We start from the raw sequence: 18954 nt of genomic DNA on the forward strand, positions 1-18954 counted from the left end.
CCAGCACCCATCAGGAATACGTCGACGCCCGCGCCGCCGGTGACGGTGTCGCCCCCGTTCGAGCCATAGACATAGTTTTGGCCGGAGCCCCCGTAGATATAATTGCCGTCAGTCTCTGCGGACGAGATGAAGATGTTCAGGCCAGAGCCGCCGAACATGCTGTCAACGCCGGTACCGCCGTAGAAATAATTGGTGCCCGCACCACCGTAGAGAGCATCAGCACCGGCCTCGCCCAGCATCACATTGACGTCACCGGCTCCAATAGTGCCGCCCGCGCCGATCAAAAGGTCGTCGCCGTCGCCGCCGAATAAATAATTGAAACCGGTGCCGCCATAAATGGAATCGTTACCGCCTTCGCCCAGCAACACGTCGAGACCAGGTCCCCCAATCAAAGCGTCATTGCCCGCGCCAGCGTAGATATAATCGTTGGCATTTCCTCCATCCCCAAAATCGTTGCCGTTGCCCAGCACGAGGACATCGGCTCCATCGCCACCGTAGGCGCTGTCATTGCCGTCGTTAGCATAAACAGTATCTTTGCCAGCTCCGCCATGAAGAATGTCGTTCGCCGAACCACCGAGCTCGGTCGTGTCGACTGCGGGGGCAAAGAGTAGATTGGAAGCGCCCGACGATCCCAGGATTAATACCTGATTGCTGGCTCCCCAGTTGATAAAGCTTCGGTTGCTAAGATCAACCGACGATCCGGTGACGGTGATCAAGTTGTTGCCAAATCCCCCACCGTTAACGACAAAGCTTGTTCCTAGAAGTTCTGTCCCGGTGAAGTTCGCGCTTAATCCACCAGCGCCGAATACAAAGGTTCGGAGGCTGGCAAGCCCAGCCGTGGTCGTTGCCGTGGCACCATCGGTCGCTGTCGCAGCAATCGATCCAAGTCTTCCAGAACCGTTACCTTGGAAATTCCAAGTACTTGGACCAAGTGTGGCTTGTCCAATGGAATTGCCATCGCGCTGAATGGTGATGCTCGATATGCCAGAGACAGCAGAGTTCGTACCGGTGAGCGAGATAACGCCGGCTGGTAAGATCGTTAATGCATCTAGCGTTATCACCGGGGGAGTTGAGGCTAGCTGGGTCACCTCGCCGGAAAACGTCCCCGCAGAAGCAAACGTCACGTAGAAGGTAAAATTACCAGGATCCGCTTCGGCGATGCCACTGGTGTCTAGCATCGTTACCCGAATGCCTCTTACACCGGGCGGCATGGCTAACACGTCAAGCGGCTGCAAGATTTGAGGTGCGGACCAAGCCGAACCAATCAGATAGATGACTGAATATGCAGCCGCGCTGCCCGACGGAAGCTGGATTGAACTGAAATCAGGTGTTTGGGCGTCCGAGGTGAGCGTGTAAACGTTCTTGCCTGCCGGATCGAAAGCATATTGCGTCGAGCTATCTGCAATCTCAAAATTGTAATTTGAAACGTTAGATGCAATGACGATGGGCTCGACAAGAGCTGGCAAACTGACCGTAGCACCGGGAATAAGCGAGAAAATTAAGGCTGCTTCCCTTATTCTGCGGTCGAAGAACGCATCTCCGAAATGAGTCAACTCCTTGTAAACTTCTAACCAAGCTTCCGGGGACCCGTCTGGCGATTGAGGGGAGATGGTCTTCGCAGCCTCGATCATGAGGCGCAAAAATCTAGGAGTTCCCTTCTTGCTGTTTTGTAACGGCATATTCGAAGGGCCATATTGAAACGCGACATCCACCAGAACGGTTTGCGCGTTTGACGGCAGGTCACTGATCGGGACGACCGCATGCCCGCCCCACCGAACCGGATTTTCCCAAATCGCGATCAATTCTGCGAGAGTGACCGATTCGGCTTCGGCTGTGAGAGCGTTTGCCTGCGATCGAGTAATGCTCACTGATCGCGACGTTTCATTTCCTCCAACAGATACTGCCCCAGTCTCAATCTGTGCGATGGCAAGCGCTTCACTCTTACCGAGCGCATCGTACAAGAATTTTAAATTGTAATGATTTGCGTAGTCGGGAAACAGAGCGGCGAAGCGTGCCGCTTTAATGATGCCACTGCCGAAATCGACACCAAGACCAACCGTAATTCCAGATGTACCCTTGACTACCCCCGGCTGATCGAGGGGAATGTACGGGGCTAAGGAGATTTTTCCACCCGGGCTCTCCCGTTCATGGATGAAGTTCCACTGAATATCGTATCCGGCAGGCTGCGGATCGTTTAAGGCAACGTTTGATGTATCGAGGACAATCTGGGTGCCCCCGTGCAAATCGTTTACTGCCTCAATACTATCGAGGTCGATTGCACCCGTGAAGTTAAGAGACGCGATCAGATTTGTTTGCTTGTAGACATTAACCGTTCGGGGGTTACCGAATGCCGCGGAAAGTGTGAGGTTGCCCCACCCGGCGAAGTCGATTACGTCTCCCGCCAAAAATCCGCTGATCTCCCCGCTAAAGCTGGCAAAGTTGTCAATTTGCAAAATGTTAGTCGCAGAACCGGTATGGGCAAAAACAATGCGCCCGGAGGCTGATGCGCCGCTCGTTAGTTCAACCATGCCGCCGTCGATGGTGGCGCTATTCAAGACCCCGCCTGCGAAAACTGCTTCGTAGCCACCGTTGCGAACGGTCGTTGCACTTGCTGTTCCACCAGAGGATACGTAAATTTTGCCGCTGTCGGCCGCCGTCGCAGGATTGAGCGAACCATTGCCCTGAACAACCGTGGCGTTGGCGATGCCGCCCGCCGTAACGATCTCTAATCCGGCAGCACTCACATTGGTCGCTCGGGAAATGCCTCCGGATGAAACTACTTCCGTTCCACCGCTACTCACCATCGTCGCACTGGCGACGCCGCCCGAGGAGACAACCTGGAAGCCACCAGACGAAATAACCGAAGCGCTTGCTGTCCCGCCAGCAGAGATTCGCTCGAAACCGGATGCTAGGATTGAGGTATTTTTTGTTAATCCGCCGGAGGAGACAACTATTCTCCCTCCGTTATTGATGGTCGCGCTTCCCTCAGTACCGCCGTTGAAGACGACCTCAACGCCGCCATCGTTGATGGTTGTGAGTCGGGCATTTCCTCCCGAAGATACGAATAGACCTCCATTGCTGCCTGCACCAAAATGAGTGTCGTTGATAATTGTGCTGATCACACCTCCACCATTTTGGACGATCAACATCCCCGAGTCTGAAATCGTTGTGGCAGACGCAAGGCCACCAGAAGAGATAATAGCAACCGCGCTGTGGTTGGTGCCGCTTCCGACTACGCTGGCTGAAATGCTCAATCCGCCTGAGGCGACTTTTTGCAGGCCATCGCCTTGGATAATTGTTCCGGTGTCGATCCCGCCTGCTAAGATATTTTGTTGTCCCCCGCTCGACACTACCGTCGATTGCGCGCGCCCCCCAGAATAAATCTCAACCAATCCCAGGGCAGAAACCCCGATGGCTTGCGCTGAGTAGCGAACGTCGACTTGAGCACCGTGGCTAACTATGTCTCCATTCAGAATGCCGGTCTCCGCGAACACGAAACCGCCAGGCTTGATGTTGAGATTAGTGACTGTCCCCCCGTTAATAACCAACGCGCCGCTAGTCGTAACTTTAAAACTATCCGCTGATCCGTGCAGATAAACAATTGCTCCTGATGTTACTTCGACTCCATGAGCTATGCCACCGCTCTCAATTTCGATCTGACCTTCGTTTGTAACCAGCGTAGCGTTGGCAACTCCACCGGAATAGATGCGTAAGAATCCACCATCGATACTCGTGCTCGTCGCCGTTCCTTGGCCACCAAGATATACGGTTCCATTGCTCTTTACGAAAGTACTTGTGAGCCTTCCGGAGCCAACGGACAAGGTACCGCTGTTCACCGTTGTTAACGTGGCAGAGCCGCCTTCTATGACGACGTTGCCGCTATTGAGAGTTGTATTCGTAACACTGCCGCCTTGGTAAACCCACATGCCTCCCTTGATATCAGTGTTGGTCGCAAACCCGCCACTGCTTACAAGGAGAGAACCACTTACGACTGCACCGTCTACCGATGTTGGCCCGGTCACTCTTCGATGGTAATAGAAATCGTCGCTGCTCGAAACGTAGGTCGAACTTAAAACAGTGACTGTCCAACCATCGCTTTGTAATGAAGAAACTGTGTTTGACGTAGCTGATCCGAAACCGTCGAACGTATAAGTATAGGGTGAATTTTTTACAACGAGCGTCCCGCTGACTATCATCTGTTTTCCAAAGCCGGGTCAAAAAAAGATAAATATCACGACAACTTAGGGCATTTGACTTAGGCAATCCAGCGGGAACTTTCGCAAAAACTTTCCGTCGCAGGACTGTTGCAAAGGTTGCCGCCCGGCTTATGAGCAGACTAGATCGCCACTGCGCGGATGATCGCCGTCGCGCAACAAGACGGCACATCCACTTTGGATCTCGCCAAGCGAAAGGCCGACGCAAACGCCTGCTTTGAACGTCATCGCCACTTCTCCGAAAGCAACTCGCAGATTGGAACATGTCGTCAACCGAACAAGTGGTTCAACGCCGGGACCATCTACCGACGGGCGATGGACGTGCTCAGGACGGCCGCGGGGCCTAAGACGAGGGCGGCCATGGGCGCTGTCATACTCGCCAAGGGCATCGATGGCAGCCCAGAGTCGTAGGCGGTGGCGCGACGTCCAACCGCACGATGGTAAAGTTGCAATGCGGCACACCTATTCGGATGGCTCCCGCTCCAACATTTAGTACTATTTTGCGAAAACGTTCTGGTTGGCAAGGGCTCACCTCAATGCTGGGATGGTTTCTCCGGCTTGGGCAACGCACTCCTTTCGGAACCAGCAGGGGCCGGGAGGCTGCGCTGGAGCCGCTCATTCCAGCCTCGGGCACCGCGAACAAGCGACCACGGCGGGTTAGATTACTACCGCAACTCGGTTGATCGGTCGGAGCTACTTTGGAGTACCTCCGCGGTGAGCTCCCCAGCTTGCTTTTCGTGTAACCCTAAAACATGTCCGTTAATATCGGAAATCCAGAAAAGTAGCCGAGCCGAACATGTTGGCCAGGCGTCGCTCGATACTGCGACCCAACAAAAGGACATTCCTCGGGACAAAGACCTGCTGACGCCGCAGCAGATCGCGAAAGTGCTTTCGGCTATCGGTGGCTTCAATCCGCCGATCCCTCGAAGCTGATACTGCGGGAGACTATCGTTGTTGCACCCATTCCCCGCCGTTGACCACCAACGGCGGGGCCTAATTTTGTCGTCAGGAACTCGGCCCGAAGCCGAGCCTGTCACCTAGGGAACAGCCGCCTTCCTGGAAATGGACGATGATGCTGGCACACGGTCTAGAAACCGGTTCACCAGTGGAGGTCTATAAATGCGCAAACTTATTCTGATCACCTTGATTGTGCTGATTCCGACATCCTCGTGCTATGCAAACTTGAGCCTAGCATCCAACGAGGCTCCATTAGTCGAGCAGCCGAGCCTGGCATCCAACGAGGCTCCCCAAACATTAGTCGAGCAGCCGAAGCCTCAGACAACGCCGGTTCGGCCTGACGCGACCATCAAGCATCCAACGGCCATCAAGCATTCAACGGTCATCAAGCATCCAAAACTCTCAAGACCCGTGCGAGTGCACCAGCGGGAACAAAACCTTCGTACCCAATGGTCGTACGTACCCTCGCACAAACACTGTTTCTAGGAAGGGCTGTTACCTAGGGAACAGCGCAGTCGCCGCTGATCCGTCATTGTCCTGTTCATGCCGATGCAATGGTGCACCGGTGCAGGAACAGGACAAGCAACATGGAACGCACGACTGAACTGACAACGAAGGAATTGGATACGGTGACCGGCGGTAGGGCGACGCCACCTCCCCCTCGGCTTCCTATTCCCTATAATCCCTTTGCTCCGCCTCCCCCTAAAACGCTGTAGCGCTACAACACTTATCGGGGGTGCCGTGCAAGCTGCCGTGACCCACGGGGGCATCCCCTTTTTATAGGCGGTAATTACTCAGCACATCGAGGGCGGCGATGAGCTTCTCGATGCCGGAAAGGAAGCCGCCGAGATAGCTGTTGAACTGAATCGAACACGCTGCTCGATTGCAACGGCGGTACACAAAACGAGCAAAGCAGTTCGGCTTGTCCAGCTCCGGCTGAAGATACAGCGCAATCCCGAGTATGCCGCGGCAGTTACGAACCCAAGCGCTGGGATCGTTTGCCTAGACGCCGCGAGCGCGCTTCGATGGGGCATGTCCGCCCTCACCCGCCGGCCTCACCCCGAACGCTCCGACTGCTGGCACGTCTTTTACGGTGACGTAAGGTCGGCACAATCGCGATTCAGTCGGGTCTGCCGGTCAAGGCCAAGCAATGGAGATGGGACGTCGGCTTCTACCCGGCATCACACCGCGGACACAACCGCTCCGGCTATGCGGCGAGCTTTGAGGAGCGCGGGCGGGCTTCGAGGTCGCCTGGAAAGCTTACCTCCCGAAATGCACGGAAGCTGATTTCAACGAGTATCGGTGCCAGCGCGCCTGGACGGCTTGGAAGTACGCCATGCGCGACGCCGGCCTCCCGCTGCCGACCCAATCAACGAGTGGACAGGAGCGGTAACCGACCGCCACGTTCACGATGCGCACATAAGTTGGGTCTAGTTACCGAATAGTGCCAAGCTCGGAGCGTTCTCTCCGCCAAATGCCATTATCGGTGCATCTGTACGCGCTCGTGCTACCAGTTGCGTAGCGCGGGCAGCTTCGCGTTTGGCTTTTCTTTCCGCGTACCGTTTGCGGCGCTCACGCAGATCAGCTTCAGTCTTTTTAGTATCGATCTTCTCTACGCGCTTTTCAGGCTGCACTTCCTTCATCGGCTCGGGTACCGATTCAACTGCAGCCACCTGTTGGGGCTGCTGCGTTGGCTGGGCGGCTCCTGCAGTCGTAGGCAAGATGACTCTGACAGGTGACGGGGGTTGCGCAGTTGCGCGGGCCTGATAGCCCGTGGGTTCATTGATAGCCGAGTTGGCCATGAGAAGCCCGCCGCCAAAGCCGACCCCGAGGATTGCGAAAGTGGTTCCCACCCCAGCGAAGAAAATGCGTGCGCTTGATGCCATTGACCGTGTCTCCGATGATGCATGTGAACGCCGGCATCTTCGCTTATGTTCCGGGACCGGGAAGAATAGGTAACGGCTTTATGCGCGAGGTCCCGAAACGTATCGTCATCTCTTGAATCACGGTTCTGTTGCGTAGGAGTTTTGTGATGCGTACCCCTCGATTGTGCCAGACGATCAGGATGAGACAATTTATCTCGTCGCCGACGATTTCGGCAAAATCGGCCGCGCCTGGCGCGAGGCCGACTATGAGACCACCGACCTCGAGACGGTCATCCAGGATCTGCTCACCGGCCAGTACCGCAACCCCATCCGTGTCGCGGCCATCAAAACCGCGGAACGCTGGCCGGAGGATGTCTCTGAAGATATCGCCCAAGAGCTGCGCAGCCGGTGCGACATTGGAAAGCAAAATCCAGCCCATCGCTCTCGTTCCTGATCGCCCGTAATTAGCAACGAAACGGCCCCTGCCTCGGGGAGCTCTGGGGCCGCATATGCTGCCGGGGGCAATTGGGGACAGGCAGCGCAGTCAAAACTCCGGCCGTTGCCACTTGTTTCCGAACACCCACGGCGGCGATATCATGTTAAGTTTTGTGATGTGAGCTGTTTGACCATCGAGACAGCTACAGCCATGCCAGACTGGTTCATCACCGCCCGGTCAGTGGCTTTCATCGGTAATGAGAACGCCTGGTAGCGCTCCCGCCTTCCTCAATGGAAGGAGCGCCCTATGGTAGAGCGGCGTCGATTCAAGCAATTGCTATCTCTCTCCGAGCGTCTCGAGCAGGAAGCCCGGCGCCTACGCGCCAGAGCGGAAAAATTGCCGCACGGCCCAGAGCGGGAACAGGTTCTCCGCAAGGCACGCCAAGCGGAGACTGCGACACACGTTGATGAGTGGCTTTCATCGCCCGGCCTGCAAGCGCCGGAGTGAGGTTATGCGCACCGTTGAACAGTACCTCGAAAAGGCAGTCGAATTCGAGGCGTTTGCGGCAACATCATCGAACGAGTGTATGCAAAAGCGGTTCGCTGACATCGCCGCGTGTTACCGGCTTTTAGCTAGAGACCGGGAACGGTTAATAGCTGCTGGCGCGATCCCGCCGGAACTAATTCGAGACAAACCATCTCCGGACCGTCCCATTAGCGCAACTTAGAAGCTGACGGACATGCGCAAAGACGATGCAGCTTACTGCCGCCAGGCCGCGGACCAGTGCCGTACCAATGCTGCCGCGTCTGTGACTTCGCTAGCCACAGACGCATGGCTAGAGCTTGCGTCCGACTGGACGACGCTTGCGGAAGCGTTCGAAAAGGAAGCTCGGCCGCGATGGTTGAACTGAGGCCCCGCCTTAGTTGACGGCGCCGCTGGCGAGAGGCCCGACGCAACCTACCCGGAGTAGTGGCGTGACAGGCAGATTTGCAAAGCGCTCGCAGAAGCGGCCTCCCACGTTAACGGGACGCTTTTCGCCTCGACATTTGAACCAGTGGATCAACACAAAAGCTGCAAAGTGCGCCATCCCTAGTCCTACCGCTGCTGACGACACGGAACATATCGTTGTGAAGGCATTTGTCTTTGTGAACCACCGGAGAGATCCATGCTGCCACAAAGACTCTACGTTATTGTCGCTTTCCTTTTCATCACGACGTCTCACGCTCTAGCCCAAGGCGGCGGTGGTGGCGGAGGCCCTGGGGGAGGCGCCGCAGGAGGCACCAGTTCCTCTGGTAGCGGTGGCTCCAGTGGCAGTTCTGCGGCTGGAACAGCCGCGACAGGTAATTCCACGTCGGGGCCTTCCAATCCGAGCGCGACGCAGGCCACACCGAACCAAAGCACAAACTACTTCACTCCCGGCGCGCCCGCCGCCAGTTCCGCGAATCAGAACGGTCAGACGGGCGCCGCGACTTCCACAAACCCACAGCCGAACGGACCGGGCTCAACGCAAACCAATTCGAACAATAACGCGGCCCGGATAACCAATCCTCAAAACCCTACGCAGAACGCTGTGGCTGCAGAGCAAAACAAGGCGGTTACGGGAAACAATACGAAGGCCGTTCCTGGGGCTGTCAGCGCGCCCGGCGTAGGTGTTGGTCACTCAGCAAACGGACTTCCCATCGGCGCCCCCGGATCAGGGCCGGGATCGCCAGAGCAACCCCTCGGCAAGTAGTAACCGGGCCCATTGGGCCCATGAGAAAACTCTCGCCCGTCGCGGCGGGGCGTTTCCACCGAGGAATCTCCCATGAAGGGAATGAGGCTAGGCCGCCCTGATGGAGTAGGTCACGGTGGCCAAGCAGCGCCTAGCCTGTCCGCAGAACAGCCTGGTACAAATAGCTCTTCGCACCGCTTTTGGCGGCTGACCACCTCGTGGGGTAGCTCCGCATCGCGCATGGCGCCGGCGACAGCAATGCGCTCATGAACACTGGCATCATATCGTTGCAGGTTCGCAAGATCAGTGCCCTGCACTGCAGGCGTCTCGCGCCACGACAGCGCCCAGGCAGATGCGATAGCAATCCGGCCAACCATGCCGCGCCGCCGCTATCCAGCGCCGCAGAGAAATATACGTCCTTGACCAAGTGACCAGCGCGCCGGCCGCACAATACCCGACCCGGACATCCGCCGCGGGAGAAAGGCCCGACGTGAAGACGGTCTTCCCTCAGTATCGAAATCCGCTCGGCATAACAGGCTTCGGTTGCGACAGTCATGCCGGCAACCTAAGTTGGCCGCGGCCGTCAAGCGGGAGTCACGGGGTCAGCTCCGCCCCTAAGAGAGCGCGAAATTATTAAATACAATAGCAACCTCTCGGGCGGCACCGAGTTGCCGGTTGTTCCCGCAGCGTTCGGACAGGCATTATGAGTTCTGTTGACCACGAAATGGCAAATGCTCTGGTGGTCACGCATTCGCCGAGGGTCGAACGGAGGCTGCGGGGCGGGATAATCGTAGCTATCTATTTCCTCGGCGTTGTCGTGGTCATGGGCGGCTGGCTTTACCTGCTCAGCCGGTTGCTGATGGTCGGCATTTCGAAGTTTGCAGAATTAGCCGCTTACGTTGTGTTCGAATAAGGTGGAGGTATCTCATGGAGCTAGCAGCGATTTTCGCGATCTTGACGATTGGCTTCGCGGCTGGCTTTCTCACACGATCTGAGATTTCTCGCCGACGGCATCACCGCGCGGTATATAACAGGCATCGAGGCGCGCCCAGAGACGCGACGCCAAGTCGACCGGTGGTGGGACCACGGTTTTGACTGCAAGCGCCGTGACCGCGGAAAGAACATCACAAATAACGGCTTCGATCGGCGCCGCTCCCCCTGTCTGCGCTCGCAGCGAACGGCATCGCAGGCCGCTCGCATAGCGATTTAACCAGGTTTCGGCTTCCAGAGGAACCTGATCCAGAATGCAAATCCAAAAACGACTGCGGGGCCTCGATGGATTGCGCGGCATCGCCGTTCTAGCCGTGATGGCGTACCACTACGACGAGCAACGGGCTCATTTTGGGCTGCTCGGAGTAGAAATGTTCTTCATCATCAGCGGGTTTGTCATCCTGATGACGATAGAAAAAACTAACTCCTTGTTTGCATTTGTGTGGCATCGCGTCACGCGGCTTTATCCAGTCTACTTACTGTCGGTCGGCCTCGCTGGCTCGATACTTCTTATGCAGCATCAAACAACTCTGCCGATAGTAGCGGTCAATGCTACGATGCTGCAGGGTTTCCTGCATGTTAAGACGCTTGTCGATCCGTACTGGACGTTGGCGTACGAACTCTGGTTCTACGTCATCATCGCTGTTATTTTTGCCACCGGGTTAGGCCGCAAGGTAGACCGGATTGCGCTCTTGTGGCTTTCCGGAATGATCCTGTTTCGGACCGCGATGCCGTACAGCGGTCATGCGCAGGGTATGTACGAAAACTGGGCTTTCCAGCTTTTAGCGATGCCGCAGTTCGGCCACTTATTCATTGCCGGCATGATGATCTATCGCATCACCTGGCATCGCAAGACACCGGAGGCGACCTGCGCACTGTCTCTCGCCGCGCTCTATTCTCTATTCGGCCGGCCAGACTGGGCGCAAATCAGTCCTGTCATTTACTTCACCGCCAATGCCGCCTTCATCATTCTAGTATGGGCTGCGAGCCGAGGCGCGTTAATCCCCCTGGCAGGGGTCGGGATGATTTCATATTCACTATACTTGCTTCACGCGCCGATACTGCTGATCATCCCGGCCTTTAACGTGATTGGAGCCTTGACAGCATTGCTAGTGACATTCCTCATCTCGGTGCTGTCGTGGCGGTATATAGAGCGACCCGTGCAGCAGTTGGCGAGGTCACACGGGCCGCAGCGAGAGCCATGAGGGGGTGCAGGGCAAGTACAACACACATCCTAACAATTTGTCTCACAACTCCAACGAGCGAGACAAGCTGCTCCAATGCACTGCTCTCCAGGGCCCTAGAGCGGCTTCGCCATTGCGCTGGGGACCGTAGCACTTCGGATTGTCTACGGTTCGCAACATTCAGAGCAGTAGGCGGGTCCCAATCTGCACGGCACAGCCGATCATCCCCCAAAGCGCTAAACTGACCAAAAGACCATCCGTCAAATCGATTTCCCCCGAAACCGAATCAATCATTCTTCGAGAGACAGCGAACCACTTAGGGCCAAAACTCAAGTCCGGACAACTACCGCCCCTTTCATTGCGTTGGTACCGCCCTGGAATCTGAGGGTAACCTGAGGGTAACGATGACGCGTTATTCGCAATATAGAACTGGAAAAAACAAAACGCCGACACGGCGATATTGCTTCGTCTGTTTTCCGAAATTGCCTTTGGGCCCCACGTATAGCCGACAGCCGATCACCATCCAACTCGCCGGGCTAAGCACGCGCCACAGGTTACTGTGCCGACGCGCTGCCGATGCAACCGAGTAAGCTTTTTTGTGGGCCGTCGCTTCAGAAATGAGTGACGTGTTTCTAGATGCCTGCAAGGCATTAACGCGGTCTTACCGTGACTCCCTCGCCGGTGCGGCATTATTGCGATGCGGCCTCAAATGGCGAAGGCGGGCGATTACGCCGCTCTCGGGCCGCTGGAGGCGGATCGCCATTTGTTTGGTTGAGTAGCGCGCTGCAGTCATTTCCAAAAGCTGGTTATCCTCCTCCGCGCTCCAGTGCCTTCTGCTGTTCTTCGCCATGGCGGTTTAATAACGCAGGCTAGTGGCCGGAGTTGCGTTGGGAAACCGACGAAAATTTAGCCGCTCCTTCAGGGTATCGAACCGGTAGCGTCCAAGCCGTGCGTTTCGAGGCAGCCCTTACAAATTATCAGCATTCGGATCATCCACTTGGCGTGTTCGGCCTGCGAAGTGAGAAGTCGCGCGTGGACGATTGGGTCCCGTCCCAGTCCATCCCATGCGGGCGTGCCCGGCACAACCTCAGGCGCATGAACGCAGCCGACGAGCGGCAGGACGATTATTACGGTCAGTATTTGCCTGATCATCTTGGACCCGACGCGCGCGGCACAAGCCACAGGTTCCGCAACTGGACGAACTTGAGCCGGGTATGGTTAGCGGAGTTAACGTGAGCTACTTGCGGCCCTCAAGGGCGGTCGCCTGGAAGCGGCGCTGACAGGTCGTCTGATCGGTCACGCGAGAGCGGCTCGCTGTTCTATCCTGCTGGCCCTTTTTTATACAACGCTGACGTGCGTTCCGCATAGGAACCATCGCCTGGTGGGCGGGCAAATGAGACCGGGTGGCCGTCATGTTGGAACTAGTCGCATTGGCATCCGCGCCTTATGCGACCAGACCTGCGGCCCGCAGCGTCATCAGGAAGAACGTGCCGGACATCAGGCTCCAGAAGCCCGCGACCATCCCTATCATCACAAACTCGAAGCGGCGGCGCTCGATCTTGGCGCCTCGAAGCGCATTGCGCATGATGATGAAGGGGGCGGCAAATATCAGGAACGGAACCGCGGCAACTTGCGAAGCTTGGCAAAGCAATGCTCGTCAATTGAAAGAAACCGCGGGTGGACGCCTCATAGCGACTTGCTCTCTAAAGATGGTTGCGCTTCGATGGTTGTAATGTCTAGGAAAGCTAAAACTAGTGCGTATTTTGGGGATTGTGGCATTGGGAGCTGGCCTTGCTGGCTGCGCCGATAGGGCGCCGCTAGCCGTTGCCCCGTCGACACGCCACAATTTGAATTGCACGGCGATTTTGGCTGAGATCGGCGCCAACAACCAGCGGGTAAAAAATCTCGCGGCTGACAAGGGCCTCAGAACAACGCAAAACGGAAACGCCAGCGGTATCTGTTAATGATGGCCGATCAGAAGCCGTGTTCGTGACAGGGAGCACGCACGGCATAAGAAATTGCTCACTGAAGAGATAGGCCGCGATCCCCCGGTCGGACTTGGTTGCGATGCGGGGCCGATCTCGCCCCTCGCCCGAACAGGCTTCCGAAGTGATTGCGCCCCGAAGGGTGAGCATGTCGTAAGGGCCAACTGCTGGCGCCCGTGTGCTGCAACTTGCAGCGCTGGTGTGAACCAAGAAGGGGCATGCAATGCAACTGATCGAACGACTGTCGCGGCGGTTAAGACTTCGTTTCAAACGCGCGGTCGAAGAGATCGTCAGCCAGGACCGTCCGGGCGTTTCGGCTACCCCGACGTGATAACGTTTCGTTTGTCAGTCCGTCCGCACCCAACAATCACTTGCCGGTGCCACCTCATCACTTATGGGAGGGTTACGCGGAGACTGAAGCAGAGTATTTAAAATGCGGCCAGGATGATGTGGCGCAGATGCTTGGTATCCTGAACGAAGTCGAACAACGGCCCATCGCATTGGAACGCGTTCTCGATCTCGGATGCGCCAGTGGACGCATGCTGCGATTTGTGCCGCGAGAGGAGACATCTGAGCATTGGGGGTTAGACATCAACGCCGCACATATCGAATGGTGCCAACAAAATCTCAATCCGCCTATGTTGTTCGCGACCAACACAACAGCGCCGCATCTTCCGGCTTCTTGAAGTTCGGCGAGTTCTCCGCCCAAGTGGTTACGCCTGTATCACCATCCATACCCGGCAGACATTGATCTCCTGCGGACGAAATATCGCGATAATCCGCTCTTCCCTGACTTTCTTGCCGAAATTGACTCCGCGCTTGTGAGCCACGAGCCCGAAGGGCGCGAATGGTCAATATTTACTGTGGGCACGGATCCATTCTCTCAGGTATTTTATGATGTTCCTTCTTTGGAGCGGCGATGGGGACGCGTGATGCCGGTCCTCGCTGTGGTGGAGATGGCGCACGATCATCAAGCCGCGGTGGTGATGCGGAAGCGAGCTGTCAATTCCGGCCTACCGCAATGAACGGACATCCATCATTCGCCCGGCAAGAATTCTGCCGCTTGCTTCAACCACGCCGTGGTCAGAAGACGTTTTAAAAGATGTCGCCCATGAGTTGCGCCGGCGCTGCGATTTGCAGATGCGAGATCTCCCCTCTGCGCTCTCTGATTTTGTTGAACGTCATGAGGGAGCGGATCGGCGCCAATTGACGCTGCGACTGGTCTAACTACGTTGCTAACGAGCCGCGCAAAGCACCCGATGTTCATCGCAAAAAGGCGGCCCCAGCAGCGGCGGGAAGCTGCGCTGGGGCCGCCCATTCCGACCGCAACGCCGAAAAAGCGCCAACGGCGACCAAAGTTAACGCAACTTGGTCGGATCGTTCCGAGCTACTTTGGAGTACCTCCGCGCGGCTAGCTTCCCCGAGCTTGCTTTTTTGTCTAATCCTCAAACATGAAACCGTTTATCGCAATCCAGAAACAGGCCGTCTGCCCGAAGAAACGATCGCCGCCGTCGATAAGTGGTCATCTAAGAAAGATGTGTCGACACGCGCGGATGCCATCCGCAGCTCGAGATTTTGGTTTGAGGGCGACGTGAAGAGTTGGAAATGGCCCAGTAAGCAGAAAATTCAAATCTGGGTTATTGTAGCTCTGGTCTTCCTCATTTGGATCGTCTTGCAGAACCCCGCGCGCTGGCGCTGAAGGCGAAGAAATGACGGCGACCGACTTGCGAGAGCTACAAGAAATGGCGGCGAAGCTAGAAGCCACCGCTCGCAGACTTTCGACGGGACCGCGGCGCGACGAACTACTCGGAGATATCGCGAATCCGCCGTGCGTCCGGAACCCGAGATAGCCCTGGGAGATTAACCCGCTGCACCGACATTCAGGTTAACAGCGGACTCAAAGTCGGACATCTAGCCATGTCCCCTTCGTGCCAGTACCGTCGTGATAGTACGAACCTGCCTTTAACCTGGTTCGAACCAGGCTGTAGCTCACTCTTATCGGAGGTGCGGTCATCCTTTTTCCATTTATGCGTCAAAGTTGAATTTATGATTCCCGTCAGGGCAGATTCTACCCGACTCGCTTTCGACCGCGCCAGCGGCGCCATTGAAGGAGCCGGCATTCGTGAAAAGGCCCTGATCAAGGCGTTCCAGACCGGTGCGCGCATCACCTCATCATGGGCTCACCGGGGTTTCGGCTTCGGCTGCCGGGCATTGCGCCGGACGGTGCCGAACCGGGAGATGTACGTCCGCCTCAACGGGGACGCCGTGTTTGCCTTTCCATTCGGTGACGAATACTGGAGCACGATCCTCGATCGCAAGTACGTCTATGAGCTCGACATCGACCTGTTCCTGCGCGGATCTCCGACACCGACTACGTGCTGCTCGACTGTGGCGCCAACTACGGTTACTGGTCGACGCTGGTGTCGAGCCGCCCCTACGGCTCCCGCCCCGCGCAATCGCTATCGAGCCTTCCTCCTCTAACTACGCTGGTTTACGCCGGAACGCCCTCGTCAACGACGACCGTTTCGAGACAATCAAAAGCGCGATTGGCGAGACATCAGGCACTGCCTACCTTTCCGGCCGCAAGCACGCGTCGATGACCATCGCCGACCCGCATGTCGAGGGCGGCGAGGCTGTCGCCATGATATCTCTGGACGACATGGACCGAATGGATCTGTCCACAAAGCGCCTTGTGTTAAAGCTCGATGTCGAGGGCACCGAAATCGCTGGCATGATCGGTGGGGCGCGTTTGCTCAAGACCGATTGCCGGGTGATCTGCGAGGACCATGGTAACGATCCGCTCCACACGGTTTCCACGCACATTCTGAACCACACCGACTTGCAACTGTTCTGCTACGATCCCGATGCGGGACGCTATATCCACCTGAAGAACACATCGCCACTCGACCGCTAAAATAGGCTGTCAACCGCGGCTACAACGTGCTTGCGACGTCAAGTCCCTTTTGGGAAGCTCGTATTCTCGCGTCCTCGACATATGAGGAGATCGCGATCCGGACGGGACCACCACGACAAGCTGTAGGTCAGTGACATCTAGGTCCCCAACCGCTTGTTAATTTGTACGCGCTGCGCTTCAATAGCCATGCCTGCCCTCACCCGCCGCCGTCACCCCGAACGCTCCGACTGCTGGCACGTCTTTTGGGATGACGTTCAGGTCGGCACGATCGCGATCCAGTGGGCTTACCTGTCGCAGCTAAGCAATGGCGATGGGACGTCGGTTTCTACCCAGCATCACTCCGCCGACATAACCGCTCTGGCTATGCGGCAAGCTTCGACGAGGCGCGGGCGGGCTTCGAGGTCGCCTGGAAAGACTACCTCTCGAAATGCACGGAAGCTGATTTCAACGATTATCGGCGCCAACGCGCATGGACAGCTTGGAAATACGCCATGCACGAGGCTGGCCTGCCGCTGCCGACGCAATCGACTAGTGGACGGGCTCTCTGTTTCTGTGGCGCCACGATCGATATAGCGGTAACCGACCTTCACGTTCAAAATGCGCACCACATGATGGATTCGCAGCATGAAGTGCACTGACCGTCCCTTAACCCGAACCGGAAGCCGCCGCGCGGAAACTATTGGAGATATCGCCAATGCGACTCCTGCAGACACCTCAAAAAAGTCGCCCCGACAAGACGCGATCTCCCTGATCGGAGAGCGCTTACTAAAGGACTGTCCATGAGTTTCAAGCCCAAGACACGCATCCTGGTTGAAACTCAGGATGGAAGGCGAGAGCTGTTCTCAATCATAGAAAGGAATGGCGATCTCGGAATTTTTCTCAGACACGCGATTAATCACGAAGACCATATTAGGGGTGACGTTCCTATTGTAACAGAAAAATTCTCGGTACATCGAAGTTTGCACAGTGCCGGCACGACGATCAAGCGGGAGACCAGGGTGTCTGACGGCACACTGCCGATCACCTCCGCATCATTCATCACGGATTCGAAAACCCACTTTCTGTTTCCGATCTTTGGGCAGTATGCCCCTAAACTTTCCCCCGATCGATATAGTCCGGTGCTAAGAGCAAAAGATCAAATCCTCAATCTGACTGAGTTAAACGAGTTGACATCCACTCTTGTGTATTCGGTCTTTGCATCGACCACAGATCGAGTTCCGCCACCTTATCCAGACACGGTCGGCAGCAGCTTGAGCATCGAGTTCTCTACGTTTCGAATCACCATTTATTTCGCCTTCATCAATCTCGGTGCAATAAGCGCTCATGATCTGGCTTTTGTGGCTACAAGCCCGGAACAGGTCACGAATACGCCGGTCCGACCAACGTCGGAAGGTGTTCCCTCGGCAACGGATGAGGATGCCGGCTGGTTCATTGATTATTTCTCGGGGTGCTGCACGAGAAAATTTCGGGAGCGGATACTGAAGTCTGCGGGGGATGACTATTCTTCGACCATCCTGCAAATGTTGGATCAGCGCTCAAGGATGGTCCTCAAGATGCCGTTCGCGCAGATCGAAACATTCGTAGGATCGCCTGTCGTGTTTGAGAGTTCGCTGCCCACCAAAGGCGAACAACCAGGCACAATCCTAAGCGTGCGCGGTCTCGCGTTTGGGAAACTATTTCTGGATTCCCCCAACCCGTAGAGCGCCGAGGACTTATCGACCCGCTCCGAAGCGCGGCTGGTCGAACTGGGGCTGGCGAAACAGGAGTAATGACGATTAGAGTTTGATCATTCTAACCGCGGCATGCTTCCCGCGAACGCGATGGCGCAGGCTCCCTCGCCGCCGAAGGTGGGCCACAAGCCGCTGGTTCACGTGAAGCCAAAAAGCGGCAGATGGCTGCAAGCTCGTCGGAAGGGTCAAGGGATCAAGCTGTGGGCAGCCTTCCAACTTTCGAGGCGGGATGCGCCTACCCACTCCCTTGGCCGCATCCGCGTGACCAAAAATGGGCGCCATCACACCTTCCACAACATCTAGCGCAAATCGGTCCGCAGGACTGGCAACAAGGGGCAATGGCATGAACAACGTTGTCTCATTCCCCGGTCATTCTCCCCCGCGCGGGACGCCGGCCATTGTGCAGGAAGTGCCTCTCGAGAAGGTCCAGCGAACGCGCCAGCGTGTCGATGAGGATATTGAGGCGCACATTGCCGCGCGGGCGGCCTACGCAAAGGCGGTCGCCTGGGAAGCGGCCGCAGAATCGGAAAGCTTGCCGTCCAGCCGGATAGAGGAAGCGCGCCGGCGGTCCGCGGAGGCATTCGAGGAACTGCGGTTTCGCGGCCGCGCGCTCCTTGTCGTCATGCCGACAGACCCGAAGGGGCTTGTCGATCTGCTGCTCTACCTAGAAAAGCACTTCAGCATCCTTCCGCAGGAAATCAACGGCAAATCTCTGGCCCTCGAGTTAGTTCGAACGATGCGCATGTCGCTCCGAAGGATTGCCGACTACAGCAAGCACGGGCCGACGTCCTGAAGCGCCCATCACCAGCGTGCGGACACGCAAGAAGGTTGAAAGGGTGACGAACTGATACCTTGGTTCAGCCAGCCTCGCCTAACCGGCGGGGCTTTTTCTTGGGACGCACGCGCAACGCCGCGCCAGCCGAATATGTTGGCTGGGCGGCGTTGGCTTAGGTACTGGGCCCTGAAAT

Annotated in this window: 11 protein-coding genes and 1 pseudogene; 9 read left to right on the plus strand and 3 right to left on the minus strand. The window is 56.7% G+C overall.

Annotation, left to right across the window (positions count from 1 at the left end; genetic code table 11):
- Positions 1–3926 (minus strand): pesticin C-terminus-like muramidase (locus JQ575_RS41450; protein ID WP_212038925.1); only part of this gene is annotated, 3926 nt, incomplete at its 3' end.
- Between the two features lie 2675 nt (positions 3927–6601).
- Positions 6602–7057, minus strand: coding sequence for a hypothetical protein (locus JQ575_RS41455; protein ID WP_212038926.1), 456 nt, complete (start codon positions 7055–7057; stop codon positions 6602–6604).
- Positions 7058–7220: 163 nt separating this feature from the next.
- On the opposite strand from JQ575_RS41455, the gene JQ575_RS41460 reads away from it, so the two are divergent.
- From JQ575_RS41460 to JQ575_RS41470, 3 genes are all read left to right on the plus strand, one after another.
- Positions 7221–7490, plus strand: coding sequence for a hypothetical protein (locus JQ575_RS41460; protein ID WP_249167256.1), 270 nt, complete (start codon positions 7221–7223; stop codon positions 7488–7490).
- 2396 nt (positions 7491–9886) lie between these two features.
- A complete protein-coding gene (locus JQ575_RS41465) occupies positions 9887–10096 on the plus strand; it encodes a hypothetical protein (RefSeq protein ID WP_212038927.1) in 210 nt (69 codons plus the stop codon).
- Between the two features lie 331 nt (positions 10097–10427).
- The gene (locus JQ575_RS41470) at positions 10428–11378 is read left to right on the plus strand and encodes an acyltransferase (protein WP_212038928.1); all 951 of its coding nucleotides are present in this window, start codon (positions 10428–10430) and stop codon (positions 11376–11378) included.
- 1423 nt (positions 11379–12801) lie between these two features.
- On the opposite strand, the pseudogene JQ575_RS41475 reads toward JQ575_RS41470, so the two are convergent.
- Positions 12802–12984, minus strand: a pseudogene (locus JQ575_RS41475) (DUF6949 family protein); the annotation flags it as partial.
- 816 nt (positions 12985–13800) lie between these two features.
- Between JQ575_RS41475 and JQ575_RS41480 the strand changes: the two are divergent.
- The 6 genes from JQ575_RS41480 to JQ575_RS41500 all read left to right on the plus strand — a co-directional run bounded on the left by JQ575_RS41480 (position 13801) and on the right by JQ575_RS41500 (position 18779).
- The gene (locus JQ575_RS41480) at positions 13801–14028 is read left to right on the plus strand and encodes a class I SAM-dependent methyltransferase (RefSeq protein ID WP_212038929.1); all 228 of its coding nucleotides are present in this window, start codon (positions 13801–13803) and stop codon (positions 14026–14028) included.
- A 1360-nt stretch (positions 14029–15388) separates the two neighbouring features.
- Entirely contained in the window at positions 15389–15823 is a 435-nt protein-coding gene (locus JQ575_RS46795; RefSeq protein ID WP_409364885.1) for a hypothetical protein, read from the plus strand.
- Positions 15804–16256, plus strand: a complete 453-nt coding sequence (locus JQ575_RS46800) for an FkbM family methyltransferase (RefSeq protein WP_409364884.1) — start codon at positions 15804–15806, stop codon at positions 16254–16256. The genes JQ575_RS46795 and JQ575_RS46800 overlap by 20 nt, the downstream gene beginning before the upstream one ends.
- A 278-nt stretch (positions 16257–16534) precedes the next feature.
- A complete protein-coding gene (locus JQ575_RS41490) occupies positions 16535–16894 on the plus strand; it encodes a hypothetical protein (RefSeq protein WP_212038930.1) in 360 nt (119 codons plus the stop codon).
- A gap of 141 nt (positions 16895–17035) precedes the next feature.
- Entirely contained in the window at positions 17036–17956 is a 921-nt protein-coding gene (locus JQ575_RS41495; protein WP_212038931.1) for a hypothetical protein, read from the plus strand.
- A 373-nt stretch (positions 17957–18329) separates the two neighbouring features.
- The gene (locus tag JQ575_RS41500; RefSeq protein WP_212038932.1) at positions 18330–18779 is read left to right on the plus strand and encodes a hypothetical protein; all 450 of its coding nucleotides are present in this window, start codon (positions 18330–18332) and stop codon (positions 18777–18779) included.
- The last annotated feature ends 175 nt before the right edge of the window (positions 18780–18954 follow it).

It is taken from the genome of Bradyrhizobium sp. JYMT SZCCT0428, assembly GCF_018131075.1.
Lineage (GTDB): Bacteria > Pseudomonadota > Alphaproteobacteria > Rhizobiales > Xanthobacteraceae > Bradyrhizobium.

Excerpts from the sequence above, each read along its gene's own strand:
- JQ575_RS41495 (WP_212038931.1), top strand. The coding sequence starts at position 17,036 with ATGAGTTTCAAGCCCAAGACACGCATCCTGGTTGAAACTCAGGATGGA.
- JQ575_RS41480 (WP_212038929.1), top strand. The coding sequence starts at position 13,801 with ATGCTTGGTATCCTGAACGAAGTCGAACAACGGCCCATCGCATTGGAA.
- JQ575_RS41465 (WP_212038927.1), top strand. The coding sequence starts at position 9,887 with ATGAGTTCTGTTGACCACGAAATGGCAAATGCTCTGGTGGTCACGCAT.
- JQ575_RS41455 (WP_212038926.1), bottom strand. The coding sequence starts at position 7,057 with ATGGCATCAAGCGCACGCATTTTCTTCGCTGGGGTGGGAACCACTTTC.
- JQ575_RS46795 (WP_409364885.1), top strand. The coding sequence starts at position 15,389 with ATGATTCCCGTCAGGGCAGATTCTACCCGACTCGCTTTCGACCGCGCC.
- JQ575_RS41470 (WP_212038928.1), top strand. The coding sequence starts at position 10,428 with ATGCAAATCCAAAAACGACTGCGGGGCCTCGATGGATTGCGCGGCATC.
- JQ575_RS41500 (WP_212038932.1), top strand. The coding sequence starts at position 18,330 with ATGAACAACGTTGTCTCATTCCCCGGTCATTCTCCCCCGCGCGGGACG.